Below are 12452 nucleotides of genomic sequence, written 5' to 3'. Positions count from 1 at the left end.
GGCGGGGGTGACAGGGCCCCGGCCGCGGCGCCGGCCGGGAGCACCGCCCGGGCCTTGTTCAGGCACTCCATGTCCTCCGCGGCCGGGTCGGAGTCGGCGACGATCCCACCGCCCGCCTGCACGTACGCGGTCCCGTTGCGGATCATCGCGGTGCGGATGGCGATCGCGGTGTCGGCGTTGCCCGCGAAGTCGAGGTAGCCGACGATGCCGCCGTACTGACCGCGCCGGGTCGGCTCCAGCCGGTCGATGACCTGCATGGCCCGCACCTTCGGCGCCCCGGACAGGGTGCCGGCCGGGAAGCAGGCGACGACGGCGTCGAACGCGGTGCGGTCGCCGCGCAGCAGCCCGGTCACCGTCGACACCAGGTGCATGACGTGGCTGTAGCGCTCGATCTCGAAGAAGTTCCGCACGGTCACCGTGCCGGGCTCGCACACCCGGCCGAGGTCGTTGCGACCGAGGTCGACGAGCATCAGGTGTTCGGCGCGCTCCTTCTCGTCGCCGCGCAGCTCCTTCTCCAGGAGCTGGTCCTCCTCGTCGGTCGCGCCGCGCCAGCGGGTGCCCGCGATGGGGTGCGTGGTGGCACGCCCGTCGAGCACGCTGACCAGCGCCTCCGGGCTGGACCCGACGATGGAGAACGGCGGCCCGCCCGCCGCGTCGTCGAGACGCAGCAGGTACATGTACGGACTCGGGTTCGTGGTGCGCAGGATCCGGTAGACCTCGAGCGGGTCGGCGTCGCACTCCATCTCGAAGCGCTGCGAGAGCACGATCTGGAACGCCTCGCCGGCGCGGATCTGCTCCTTGGCGTCCTCGATCGCGGCGTGGTGCTGCTCGGGGGTGCGCCGGCGGAGGAACTCCGGGCGGGTCGGGGTGTACACCGCGACCGAGCTGGGCGCGGGCACGGCGAGCTCGCCGGTCATCCGGTCCAGCCGGGCGACGGCGTCGTCGTAGGCCTGGTCGACGCGCTCGTCGGTGGCGTCCCAGTTGATCGCGTTCGCGATCAGGGTGACGGTGCCCTCGTGGTGGTCCAGCGCGGCCAGGTCGGTGGCCAGCAGCATGACCAGCTCGGGCAGCGCCAGGTCGTCGACGGCGGGGTCGTCCGGGTCCGCGATGCGCTCGACGCGGCGGACGATGTCGTAGCCGAGGTAGCCGACCATGCCGCCGGTCAGCGGCGGGAGCCCGGGCAGCGGCTCGGAGTGCAGCTCGGTGACCACGGTGCGCAGCGCGTCGAGCGGGTCGCCGGTGGTGGGCAGGCCGTCGGGCACCTCCCCGGTCCAGACCAGCTCGCCGTCGACGGCGGTGAGCGCGGCGGCGCTGCGAGCCCCGACGAACGACCACCGCGACCAGGACCGGCCGTTCTCGGCGGACTCCAGCAGGAACGTGCCCGCGGTCCCGCCCGCGAGCTTGCGGTAGACCCCGACCGGGGTCTCGTCGTCGGCCAGCAGCCGCCGGGTCACCGGGATGACCCGGTGCGCGCGCGCCAGCTCCCGGAACTCCTCACGGGTGGGGCTCACCGCGCCCAGGGCGGCGGCCGCGGGAGCCGCGGGGGCGGGGGCCCCGGTCGTCGTCGCGCCACCGGATGCGTTCTGGGTCCGCTGGGTCATGCGACTCATTGTCCCCGAGCAGTGACGGCCGCCCTCGCGCGGGTGAGGATGGGGCGCATGACCGATCCGAGCGCCACCGCACCCCCGGACCCGGGGGCCTCGCCACGGCGTCGTGGCCGCCGGTCCGGCGGCGCGGACACCCGCGCCGGGCTGCTCGCGGCCGCCCGCGCCGAGTTCGCCGACCGCGGCTTCGACGGCGCCACGGTCCGCCGGATCGCCGAACGGGCCGGGGTGGACCCGGCCATGGTGAACCACTGGTTCGGCGGCAAGGAGAAGCTGTTCCTCGCCGCGCTGGACCTGCCGGTCGACCCCGGACGGGTCCGGCGGATGGTGCTGGACGGCCCCGCCGACCGGGTCGGCGAGCGGATCGTGCGGGGGTTCCTGACGGTCTGGGACACCGGCGGCGGCGCCCCGATGGCGGCGGTGCTGCGCAGCGTCGCGGGTCACGACATCGCGGCCCGGATGCTGCGTGAGTTCGTCGGCGGCGCGATCCTGCGCCCGGTCACCCGGGCGCACTCCCCCGACCGGCCCGACGAGCGGGGCGCGCTCGTCGGCTCCCAGCTGATCGGGCTCGGCATGATGCGCTACGTGGTGCGGCTGGAGCCGCTGGCCTCGGCGCCGCGCGAGGACGTCGTCGCCGCGGTCGGGCCGACCGTGCAGCGCTACCTGACCGGGAACCTGGGGTCGACGAACCCCGAGGAGTAGGCGGCGACGACGGCCTGGGTCCGGCCCCGCGACCCGGTCTTGGCCAGCACCGCGGCGACGTCGGTCGTCACCGTGCCCACGTCGAGCGCCAACTCCCCGGCGATCTCGGCGTCGGACAGCCCGCGCGCCATCAGCCGCAGCACGCCGCCCTCGCGCGCGGTCAGCCCGGCGGCGGCGAGCCGGTCGCCGTCGTCGGTGGCGAACCCGGCCACGAGCTCGCGCACCGCCGCCGGGAACAGCAGCGACTCCCCCGCGGCGACCGTGTGCACGGCCCGGACCACGTCGCGCGGCGGGGTCCGCTTCAGCAGGAAGCCACCGGCCCCGGCGCGCAGCGCGTCCAGGACGTGCCGGTCGTGGCCGAAGGTGGTGAGCACCAGCACCCGGGGCGGTCCGGGACGGCGCAGCAGCGCCCGGGCCGCGGTGCCGCCGTCGACGGCGGGCATGCGGACGTCCATCACCACGACGTCCGGCGCCAGCCGGCCGGCCAGGCCCGGCACCTCGGCGCCGTCGGCGGTCTCGCCGAGGACGGTGATGCCGGGGTCGGCATCGAGCACCGCGCGCAGACCGGTACGGATCGGCGCATCGTCGTCGACCAGCAGGACGCCGATACTCGCGTCACCCGTCATCGCTCCCCCCGGGGCCCGTCCCCGCCCTACCGCGCCCGTCGGTGTGTCCCCGTCCCGCCACGCCGACGTGCCGGCGACGGGACCGCCCCACAGCCACGGCGACGATCGTCGCAGATCGAGACGGTCCCGGGACCCGCCGCGGAAGCGCGGCGGGCGGGAGCGACCGACGTCTCGTACACAATCGACGCCGCCGGCGCGGCGAAAGCGGCACCAATCCCCTTGATAAGGATCTTCCGCCCTCCTACTTTGTACACAATCACGAAGGGGTGGGTGATGACGGCGAACCACGGAGCACCCGCGGTCGACCGCGTGCACACCGCTCTGCGGGCCGAGATCCTCGACGGTGTGCGCCCCGCGGGGTCCCGGTTGCGGGAGGAGGAGATCGCCGAGGCCCACGGCACCAGTCGCACCCCCACCCGGGAGGCGATCCGTCGCCTCGCCGCCGACGGTCTGGCCGAGCTGACCCCACGACGCGGCGCCGTCGTACTGGCGTGGGACGACGACGACCTCGACGAGCTGTTCGACCTGCGCGTGCTGCTCGAGGGCCACGCGGCGGCCCGCGCGGCAGTCTCCGGGCGGGCCGACCTCGCGCGGATGCGGGATCTGTGCGCGGCGATGGAGGCCGTCGAGGACCCGCCCGATCACGCCGAGATCACCCGTCTCAATCTGGCGCTCCACCACGAGATCCACCGGGCAGGCGGGCGGCGCGCCCTGCGTGAGCTGGTCGGACGAGTGGTCGAGGCCCCGCTGGTACGGACGACCTTCCGCCGCTACACCGCCGAGCGGCTGGCCCGCAGTTTCGCCCAGCATCGCGAGCTCGTGGCAGCCCTCGCCGCCCGCGACCCCGAGTGGGCCCGCGCCGTCATGACCGCGCACCTCCGCGCGGCCCGCGAGGTCGTCCGCGACCGCGCAGGCCCTCCCGACCGGACCGCGGCCGCCGACCGGCGGCCGTGACCACCGACTCTCCGCCGACGACGACGAGGAGCACCGTGGACCAGCACCACCCCACCGCCGACAGTGCCGAGACCACACCACCCGATCCCGTCATCGTCCCCGGCGGCCGCGAACCGGTGCGCCGACCGTGGCTGTTCGCCGTGCTGCTGGTGATCGTGCTGGCCGGTACCCCGCTCTGGTACCCGACCGGGACGATCCGGCCCGTCGTTCTCGGGGTGCCGCTCTGGTTCGCGATCTCCGTGGCGAGCACGTTCGCCTTCGCGGCGTTCGTCTCCTGGATCTGCTTGCGGCAGTGGAACCTGGTCGAACCGGCCGAAGAGGCGGCCCTGCGGAGCGGGGAGGCCGACCGGTGACCGAGCTCGTCTTCGCCGGCCCGAGCGGGGTGGCCATCCTCTGCGCCTACGCCGTCGTGATGCTGCTGATCGGGTGGTACGCGGGCCGCGGCGGATCCACCGGCACAGCACGCGGCTACTTCACCGCGGGTGGCGGCCTCGGCATGGTGACGCTGTTCTTCACCCTCTACGCGACCCAGTACAGCGGGAACTCCGTCGTCGGGTACCCGCCCCAGGCGTACCGGTCGGGCTTCCTGTGGTGGCAGTCGGTCCCTTTCATGATCGCCGTCATCGCGGTGTACCTGCTGTTCGCACCCCGTCTGTACGTCGTGGCGAAGCAGAGGGGTTTCGTCACGCCGACCGACTTCGTGCGGGACCGGTTCGGCTCGACGAAGCTGTCACTGCTCACCGTGGCCCTGATGCTGTGGGGACTCGGCAACTACGTGCTGGAGCAGCTGGTCGCCATGGGCCACGGCATCGCCGGGCTGACCGGCGAGACGATCCCCTACGAGGTCGGCGTGATCGGCTTCATCGTCATCATGCTGGTCTACTCGTGGACCGGTGGGATGCGTGCCGTGGCCATGACCGACGTCCTCCAGGGCATCGCCATGCTGGTCGGGATCGGCGCCCTCCTGACCGGGGTGGTGACGCTGACCGGCGGGCTCGGCACCCTCACCACGTACCTGACCGAGACCTCACCGGAGCTGGTCGGCGTCCCGGGCACCACGGACGCCGTCAACTGGCTCGCGATGATCGTGATGATCGGTTTCGGGGCTGCGGTCTACCCGCACGCGATCCAGCGGGTGTACTCCGCCCGCAGCGAGCGGACGCTGAAGCGGTCCCTGGCGCTGATGGCCTGGATGCCGCTGGCCACGACCGGGGTCGTGTTCGTCGTCGGCATCGCCGGCCTGCAGCTGTTCCCCGGCCTGGACACCGGTGCGTCCGAACAGCTCGTCGGTCTGATCGCCAACGAGGTCGCGGCCCAGAACACGGTCTTCTACCTGCTGATGATCCTCCTGTTCGGCGGTGTCGTGTGCGCCATCGTCTCGACGGCGGACTCCGCGGTGCTGGCGTTCTCCTCGATCGTGGCGGGCGACCTCTACGGCCGCCACGTCGCACCCGGGGCCACCGACCGACGCAAGGTACTGGTCGGCAAGCTCGTCGGTGTCGCGATGGTGTTCGGCCTGCTCGCCATCGCCTGGAACCCGCCCGGCACGCTGTTCAGCATCTTCGTGCTGAAGTTCGAACTCATCGTCCAGCTCGCCCCGGTCTTCATCCTCGGGTTGTACTGGAGGCGGATGGCGCCCGGCCCCACGTTCTGGGGGATGCTCGCCGGGGCCGTCGTCGCGGGTGGCGCCACGCTGCTCGACCTCGGGCCGTTCGGGGGCGTCCCCGCCGGGCTGGTCGGGCTCGCCGCCAACGTCGTCATCTGCGTCGTCGGATCGATGGCGGTCACCCGCACCCCGCGCACCCAGCGGATGGGCGCCGTCATCTGACCGACGGTGCCGCGGCCGGCGGACGATCCGGGCACCGTCGGTCGGGTGCCGCGGGACCGGTGGCCGCCGTCCGGGCCCGGCCGCACACTGGACCCATGGTCGATCTCTCCGCCCGGCTCCCCGACGCCGTCACCGACCGGCTCGCGGCCCTGCGGTCGCGGGTCGGGTCGGCGGTGTTCAGCCGGGTCGCCGGGGACGAGGGCTCCGGCCGGCGCGCCCGCATCCTCGGCGCCGAGGGACCGCGCTGGTTCGCCGAGGACGCCGCCATCCGGACGGTGCACGGCGACGCGTCGATGTTCGTCGGCGGGCTGCGGGCGCTGCTGTTGCAGTCCCTGCACCCGCTGGCCATGGCCGGGGTCGCCGGGCACTCCGGGTTCCGCGGCGACCCGTGGGGACGACTGCAGCGCACCTCGTACTTCCTGGCCGCGACGACGTTCGGGCCGGCCGAGGAGGCCGAGCGGGTGATCGCGCGGATCAAGCGGGCCCACGTCCACGTCCGCGGGACCGCGCCGGACGGGCGCCCGTACTCGGCGTCGGACCCGCACCTGCTGCGCTGGGTGCACGTCGCAGAGATCGACAGCTTCCTCTCCGCGCACGACCGCTACGGCAGCACCCCGCTCGACGCCGCGGGCCGCGACGCCTACGTGGCCGACACCGCACGCGTCGCCCGCGAGCTGGGCGTGCCGGACCCGCCCGAGTCCACCGCGGAGCTGCGGGCACAGCTCGACGGCTACCGGCCCGAGCTGGCCGGGACCCCCGCGGCCCGCGACGCCGCGCGGTTCCTGTTGTGGGAGCCGCCGCTGCCGCTCTCCGCGCGGGTGCCCTACTCGGTGCTGGCCGCCGCGTCGGTGGGACTGATGCCGCGCTGGACGCGGCTGCCGCTGCGGCTGCCGTGGCTGCCCGTCGCCGAGGCCACCGTGGTGCGGGCCGGGGGGCACGCGATCACCGCCGGGATCCGGTGGGTCACCTCGGCACCCGCCCAGCCGCCACCGATGCCGCCGGTGCACCCGTGAGCGGTCAGACCCCGCCCCCGCCTCCGAGCCGGGTCACGAGGTAGGTCCGTTCCTGCTCCTCGCGGCGTGCCTCGGCCTCGGCGAGCGACTCCGGGATCGGGTCCGTGTCGTGCTCGGCGACCCACTGCTCCGGACGGATCGGCTCGGGCATGGTCCGCCAGCGGGCACGCGGGTCGTCGCCGTCCTGCGCGTTCTCTTCGGGATCCATCTCCCGAGGGTGCCCGATCCGCCCCGTCGTCGCACCGGGGGACTCACACCCGGGCGCCGTCCCCGGCGAGCAGGACGTCGGTGCTTATGCGCCGTCCCCGGCGAGCAGGACGTCGGTGTCGAAGCAGGTCCGGGTCCCGGTGTGGCAGGCCGGGCCCTCCTGGTCGACGACCACGAGCACGGCGTCGCCGTCGCAGTCCAGCCGCACCTCGTGCACGTGCTGCACGTGCCCGGAGGTGCCGCCCTTGACCCAGTACTCCTGACGCGAGCGCGACCAGTACGTGCCCCGGCCGGTGGTCAGCGTACGGTGCAGCGCCTCGTCGTCCATCCAGCCGACCATCAGCACCTCACCGGCGCGGGACTGGACGACGGCGCAGACCAGGCCGTCGGCGTCGCGCTTGAGCCGGGCCGCGACCGCCGGGTCCAGCGCGGACTCGGCCGCGGAGACGCGCACGCTCTGTGCGGTCATCGGATCTCGACCCCCTCGCCCCGCAGCGCGTCCTTGACCTCGCCGATCCGGAGCTGTCCGAAGTGGAACACGCTGGCGGCGAGCACCGCGTCCGCCCCGGCGCGCACGGCCGGGCCGAAGTGCTCGACCGCGCCGGCACCGCCGGAGGCGATCACCGGGACGTCGACGACCTTCCGGACCGCGGTCAGCATCTCCAGGTCGAACCCGGCGCGGGTGCCGTCGGCGTCCATCGAGTTGAGCAGGATCTCCCCGACGCCGAGCTCCTGGCCGCGCCGGGCCCACTCGACGGCGTCGATCCCGGCGGAACGGCGCCCGCCGTGCGTGGTGACCTCCCAGCCCGACGGTTGCGGCTCCCCGCCCTCGGGGACGCGACGTGCGTCGACCGACAACACGATGCACTGGCTGCCGAAGCGCCGCGACATCTCGTGCAGCAACGTGGGCCGGGCGATCGCGGCGGTGTTCACCGAGACCTTGTCCGCGCCCGCGCGGAGCATCCGGTCGACGTCGTCGGGGGTGCGGATGCCGCCGCCGACGGTCAGCGGGATGAACACCTGCTCGGCGGTGCGGCGTACCACGTCGATCATGGTGCCGCGCTCCGACGACGACGCGGTGACGTCGAGGAAGGTCAGCTCGTCGGCGCCCTCGGCGTCGTAGACCCGCGCCATCTCGACCGGGTCGCCCGCGTCGCGGAGCTCCTTGAAGTTGACGCCCTTCACCACGCGCCCGCCGTCGACGTCCAGGCAGGGGATGACGCGGACCGCGACGCCCATCAGGCGCTCACCGCCCGCACGGCCGCCAGGGCCTCGGGCAGGGTGAACCGGCCGGCGTAGAGCGCCTTGCCGATGATCGAGCCCTCAATGTTCACGCCGGTCGCGGCGACCTCGGCGAGCCGGGTCAGGTCGGACACCTCCGAGATCCCCCCCGACGCGATGACCGGCGCGGTCGTGGCCTGCGCGACCTCGGTGAGCAGCTCGACGTTCGGGCCCTGCAGGGTGCCGTCCTTGGAGACGTCGGTGACGATGTAGCGGGTGGCGCCGTCGGCGTCGAGGCGGGCGAGGACCTCCCAGAGGTCGCCGCCGTCGGAGGTCCAGCCGCGCCCCGCGACCCGGCGCCTGCCGTCGATCATCTTGACGTCGAGGCCGATCGCGATCTTCTCGCCGTGCTCGGCGAGGACCCTGCGGCACCACTCGGGCTGCTCCAGCGCCGCGGTGCCGAGGTTGAGCCGGGCCGCGCCGGTGGACAGCGCGCGCTCCAGGGACTCGTCGTCGCGGATGCCGCCGGACAGCTCGACCCTCAGGTCGAGCTTCCCGACCACCTCGGCCAGCAGCTCGGCGTTCGAGCCGCGGCCGAACGCCGCGTCGAGATCGACCAGATGGACCCACTCGGCGCCGCCGGACTGCCAGTTCAGGGCCGCCTCCAGGGCCGAGCCGTAGCCGGTCTCGGTGCCGGCCTCGCCCTGCACCAGCCGAACGGCCTGCCCGTCGACGACGTCCACCGCGGGAAGCAACGTGAAGCTCACCGCGCCAGGGTATCCGCGCCGCTCGTAGCCTCCGGGGGTGGCCGAGGGGGACAGCATCTTCCGGCTCGCGGCGCGGCTGGACGCGGCCACCGCGGGCGCGGTGATCGCACGCTCCGACGTGCGCCACCCCCGCTTCGCCGGCGCCGACCTCGCCGGGGAGGAGATCACCGGCTGGGCGCCGCGCGGCAAGCACCTGCTGGCCCGCACCGCGGGCGGCTGGACCGTGCACTCGCACCTGCGGATGTCCGGGCGGTGGTCGGTGCTGCGGCCCGGGAGGCGGCTCCCCCGCGCCGTCGCGGCCGACCTGCGGATCGCGCTGCACCTCGTCGACGGCCGCACCGTGGCCGGGATCGGGCTGCCGGTGCTGGCCGTACTCCCGACCCGCGACGAGCACACCGTCGTCGGGCACCTGGGCCCGGACCTGCTCGGCGGCACCTTCGACGGCGACGCGGCCCTCGCCCGGCTGCGCGCCGACCCCGGCCGGGCGGTGCTGGCGGCGCTGCTGGACCAGCGCGTCGTCGCCGGGCTGGGGAACATGTGGGCCCAGGAGCTGCTGTTCCTGGAGCGGATCTCCCCGTGGCGGGAGTGTTCCGCGGTCTCCGACCCCGGCACCCTCCTCGGGCGCGGCCGCGCGCTGCTGCGCGACGCGGTCGTCCGCAACCCCGCGCAGAACACCACCGGCCGGGTCCGGCCGCCGCACTTCGTCTACGGCCGTTACCGGCGGCCCTGTCTGCGCTGCGGGACCGCGGTGGCGTTCGCGCCGCCGGAGCGCACCCCGCACGGTCGCGAGACCTGGTGGTGCCCGCGCTGCCAGCGGTGAGCGCGCGGCCGTCGCCGGTTCGCCCTACCGTCGGATCATGGAACTCTCCGGGGCGCGGACGCTGGTGGTCGGGGCGACGGGTGTGCTGGGCGGCGCGCTCACCGAGGCGCTGCGCGACCAGGGCGCGACGCTCGCGCTGGCGGGCCGCACCGATCCCTCCGGGACCGGCGGCGAGCCCACGTTCACCGTCGACGCACTCGACCTGGAGCGCTGCGCCGCCGTCGTCGACGAGGCGGCGGACGCCCTGGGCGGGCTGGACCTGGTGCTCGTCGCGATCGGGGTGGCCGGGTTCGGGGAGGAGTCGGAGAACGACGTCGTCACCGAGCACCTGCTGACGGTCAACACACAGGCGCCGATGGCGATCGGCCGGGCCGCGCTCGCGCACCTCACCGACTCCGGTGGCACGCTCGCGATGATCTCGGCGATCCTGGCCGACGTTCCGACGCCGGGGATGGCGGCCTACTCGGCGTCCAAGGCGGCGCTGTCGGCGTGGCTGACCGCGACCCGCGGTGGCGTGCGCAAGCAGGGCGTGCGGGTGCTCGACGTACGGCCGCCGCACATCGAGACCGGGCTCGCCGACCGCGCCGTCGCCGGGACGGTGCCGTCCGGCATCAGAGCGGGTTCCGACGTCGCGACGCTCGTCGGACAGGTGCTCGAGGCGCTGCGCTCGGACAGGCGGACGGTGACCTTCGACCTGCGCTCCGGGGAGTACGCGCTGGGCTGAGGCGCGTTCCGCGGAACGGCCACGGTCGTCGTGCGCGGCCGTCACACTCGCCGCCGTGCCTTCCCTCCGTTCCCGCAAGCGGGCCCGTGACTCCGACCGGACCGCGACCTGCGACCGGCTCGACGTCGCCTTCGCCGAGGGCCAGATCGACGGCATCGAGCACCGGACCCGGGTCGCCGCCGCGCTGCGGGCGGCGCACATCGGTGACCTCACCGCGCTCACCGCTGACCTGCAGCTTCCCGGCGTCGCGCGAGTACGGCGAGGGCCGCCACCGGCCCGGAGCGTGGCGGCCTCCCCCACACGGCCGGACCGGGACGCGCCGGGCTACTGGCCGGTGCGGATCGGGGTGGCCGTCGCGCTGGTCGCGGCGATGGCCGTCGCGCACGCCGTCGTCTCCCGTCCGGTGCACCGGCCACCGGTGCCGCTTCCCACGGCGGCCGCGCCCGTGCCCGTCACCGCCCCGGTCGTCGTCGAGCCGGTCGACCTGCGGACCGACCGGGGACTGACCGAGCTGGTCGCGGCCGTCCGCCGCGTCTCGGGTGGCACCGTCGTCGACTCGCTGTCGGTACGCGGCCCCGACGACGGCGGGGTTCAGATCGCCGAGCCGGGGAACTCGCGCGCGGACCGGACCTACACCTGGACGCCGGGGGCCGGGCTCACGAGGCTCGACGTCGTGTCCGCGATCGCCCGTGACCCCGATCAGCGCACCGTCGACCTGGGCGACCTCGACACGACCGCCCTCGCGGGGCTGCTCGCCGACGCACCTCGCGCGACCGGTGTGCCCGGCGCCCGCTCCGTGCGGCTGATGGTGTTCGACCCCGGCTCGGGCCCGGCCGTCGAGATCACCTGCACGGACGGCTCGGCACGGCGCGGCACGGTGACCGCGCGACCCGACGGCAGTGGGGTCGCGGTGTTCGCCGCGTCCTGACCGGGCGACCCGTTCAGCCCGTGACCGACCGCAGCCAGTTCTCCAGGACCGCGGCGCCGGCGTCACCGGACTTCTCCGGGTGGAACTGGGTCGCCGACAGCGGCCCGTTCTCCACCGCGGCGACGACGTCCTCGCCGTGGTGGGTCCAGGTGACCTTCGGCGGGGCGATCGCGTGCGAGGGCTCCAGGGTCCAGCGCCGGACGCCGAACGAGTGCACGAAGTAGAAGCGGGTGTCGGCGTCCATCCCCGCGAACAGGGTGGACTCCTCCGGCATGCGGACGGTGTTCCAGCCCATGTGCGGCAGCACGTCGGCCTGGATCCGCTCGACCGTGCCGGGCCACTCGCCGCAGCCCTCGGTGTCCTCGTCGAACTCGACGCCACGCTCGAACATGACCTGCATGCCGACGCAGATCCCGAGGACCGGGCGGCCGCCGGCGAGCCGACGCCCGATGATCTGCGGGCCACGGACGGCGTGCAGGCCCTGCATGCACGCCGCGAAGGCGCCCACCCCGGGGACGACGAGACCGTCGGCCTCGGTCGCCGCGTCGAAGTCGGACGTCACGGTGACGTCCGCGCCGACGCGTTCGAGGGCGCGCTCGGCGGAGCGCAGGTTCCCGGAGCCGTAGTCGAGGACGACGATGCGTGCCACGCGACCAGCGTAGTCGCCGCCTCGCGCGGCCTCCCGCGGCCCGGGGGCGGCGCCGTGATCATCAGTACCTGTGCGCTGCTCCGCCGGACCGGCGACGGCGCTCAGGTACTGATGATGACGATCGGACCGTGCGCGCCGCGGTCACCGCACCGGCGAGGACGGCGACGAGCAGGCACGTTCCGGCGGCCAGGGCGGTCACGCCGGCGTCGGGCACCGGGGCCACCGCGGTGCCGGTGGCCGTTGACAGCCCTGAGGCGAGGGCGGTCAGGGGCGGCACGGCCACCGCCAGGCCGAGCACGATCCCGAGCGTCGCGGCCGTACCGGTCTCGACGGCGACGGTCGCGACGATCCGGGCCCGGGTCGCCCCGGCCGCGACGAGGACGGCCAGGTCGGCCCGCCGGGCCCCGGT

16 protein-coding genes are annotated in these 12452 nt (G+C 74.6%); 8 read left to right on the top strand and 8 right to left on the bottom strand.

Going from position 1 to position 12452, the window contains the following annotated elements:
- Nucleotides 1–1601 (bottom strand): anthranilate synthase component I (locus tag NH602_RS20320; RefSeq protein WP_253068628.1); only part of this gene is annotated, 1601 nt, incomplete at its 3' end.
- Between the two features lie 57 nt (nucleotides 1602–1658).
- Between NH602_RS20320 and NH602_RS20315 the strand changes: the two genes are divergently transcribed.
- Nucleotides 1659–2306 (top strand): TetR family transcriptional regulator, encoded by a 648-nt coding sequence (locus tag NH602_RS20315; protein ID WP_253068627.1) that lies wholly within the window; start codon nucleotides 1659–1661, stop codon nucleotides 2304–2306.
- On the opposite strand, the gene NH602_RS20310 is transcribed toward NH602_RS20315, so the two are convergent.
- Nucleotides 2264–2932: a response regulator transcription factor gene (locus NH602_RS20310; RefSeq protein WP_253068626.1), complete on the bottom strand. Its 669-nt coding sequence runs from the start codon at nucleotides 2930–2932 to the stop codon at nucleotides 2264–2266. The genes NH602_RS20315 and NH602_RS20310 overlap by 43 nt on opposite strands.
- Before the next feature lie 273 nt (nucleotides 2933–3205).
- Between NH602_RS20310 and NH602_RS20305 the strand changes: the two genes are divergently transcribed.
- From NH602_RS20305 to NH602_RS20290, 4 genes are all read left to right on the top strand, one after another.
- Entirely contained in the window at nucleotides 3206–3886 is a 681-nt protein-coding gene (locus NH602_RS20305) for a GntR family transcriptional regulator (protein WP_073573879.1), read from the top strand.
- A 35-nt stretch (nucleotides 3887–3921) separates the two neighbouring features.
- The gene (locus NH602_RS20300; protein WP_083658011.1) at nucleotides 3922–4239 is read left to right on the top strand and encodes a hypothetical protein; all 318 of its coding nucleotides are present in this window, start codon (nucleotides 3922–3924) and stop codon (nucleotides 4237–4239) included.
- Complete coding sequence (locus tag NH602_RS20295; RefSeq protein ID WP_253068625.1) at nucleotides 4236–5714, top strand: sodium:solute symporter; 1479 nt, start codon at nucleotides 4236–4238, stop codon at nucleotides 5712–5714. Before NH602_RS20300 ends, NH602_RS20295 begins: the two co-directional genes overlap by 4 nt.
- Nucleotides 5715–5809: 95 nt before the next feature.
- Nucleotides 5810–6727, top strand: a complete 918-nt coding sequence (locus NH602_RS20290; protein ID WP_253068624.1) for an oxygenase MpaB family protein — start codon at nucleotides 5810–5812, stop codon at nucleotides 6725–6727.
- A 4-nt stretch (nucleotides 6728–6731) separates the two neighbouring features.
- Here NH602_RS20290 and NH602_RS20285 read toward each other — a convergent pair whose 3' ends face one another.
- From NH602_RS20285 to priA, 4 genes are all read right to left on the bottom strand, one after another.
- Entirely contained in the window at nucleotides 6732–6935 is a 204-nt protein-coding gene (locus tag NH602_RS20285; protein ID WP_179760327.1) for a hypothetical protein, read from the bottom strand.
- Nucleotides 6936–7019: 84 nt separating this feature from the next.
- Nucleotides 7020–7403, bottom strand: coding sequence for a phosphoribosyl-AMP cyclohydrolase (gene hisI, locus NH602_RS20280; protein ID WP_179760328.1), 384 nt, complete (start codon nucleotides 7401–7403; stop codon nucleotides 7020–7022).
- On the bottom strand, nucleotides 7400–8173 hold the full coding sequence (hisF, locus tag NH602_RS20275; protein ID WP_253068623.1) for an imidazole glycerol phosphate synthase subunit HisF: 774 nt from the start codon (nucleotides 8171–8173) through the stop codon (nucleotides 7400–7402). The genes hisI and hisF overlap by 4 nt, the downstream gene beginning before the upstream one ends.
- Nucleotides 8173–8922: a bifunctional 1-(5-phosphoribosyl)-5-((5-phosphoribosylamino)methylideneamino)imidazole-4-carboxamide isomerase/phosphoribosylanthranilate isomerase PriA gene (gene priA / locus NH602_RS20270; protein WP_073573885.1), complete on the bottom strand. Its 750-nt coding sequence runs from the start codon at nucleotides 8920–8922 to the stop codon at nucleotides 8173–8175. The genes hisF and priA overlap by 1 nt, the downstream gene beginning before the upstream one ends.
- A 37-nt stretch (nucleotides 8923–8959) precedes the next feature.
- On the opposite strand from priA, the gene NH602_RS20265 reads away from it, so the two are divergent.
- From NH602_RS20265 to NH602_RS20255, 3 genes are read left to right on the top strand one after another with little or no spacing between them, the layout of a single operon-like run.
- Nucleotides 8960–9742 carry a DNA-formamidopyrimidine glycosylase family protein gene (locus tag NH602_RS20265; RefSeq protein ID WP_073573886.1) on the top strand — a complete coding sequence of 261 codons (783 nt, stop codon included), beginning with the start codon at nucleotides 8960–8962 and terminating at the stop codon, nucleotides 9740–9742.
- A gap of 37 nt (nucleotides 9743–9779) precedes the next feature.
- A complete protein-coding gene (locus tag NH602_RS20260; RefSeq protein ID WP_073573887.1) occupies nucleotides 9780–10466 on the top strand; it encodes an SDR family oxidoreductase in 687 nt (228 codons plus the stop codon).
- Nucleotides 10467–10521: 55 nt separating this feature from the next.
- Nucleotides 10522–11394, top strand: coding sequence for a DUF1707 domain-containing protein (locus tag NH602_RS20255; protein ID WP_179760331.1), 873 nt, complete (start codon nucleotides 10522–10524; stop codon nucleotides 11392–11394).
- 13 nt (nucleotides 11395–11407) lie between these two features.
- On the opposite strand, the gene hisH is transcribed toward NH602_RS20255, so the two are convergent.
- Complete coding sequence (hisH, locus tag NH602_RS20250) at nucleotides 11408–12043, bottom strand: imidazole glycerol phosphate synthase subunit HisH (protein WP_100880263.1); 636 nt, start codon at nucleotides 12041–12043, stop codon at nucleotides 11408–11410.
- A gap of 61 nt (nucleotides 12044–12104) precedes the next feature.
- A partial coding sequence (locus NH602_RS20245; RefSeq protein ID WP_253068622.1) for an FtsX-like permease family protein occupies nucleotides 12105–12452 on the bottom strand: 348 nt, incomplete at its 5' end.

The sequence above is a fragment of the Pseudonocardia sp. McavD-2-B genome (assembly GCF_024124365.1).
GTDB classification, from domain to species: Bacteria; Actinomycetota; Actinomycetes; order Mycobacteriales; family Pseudonocardiaceae; genus Pseudonocardia; species Pseudonocardia alni.
This window is presented reverse-complemented; position numbering and strand designations above follow the sequence as displayed.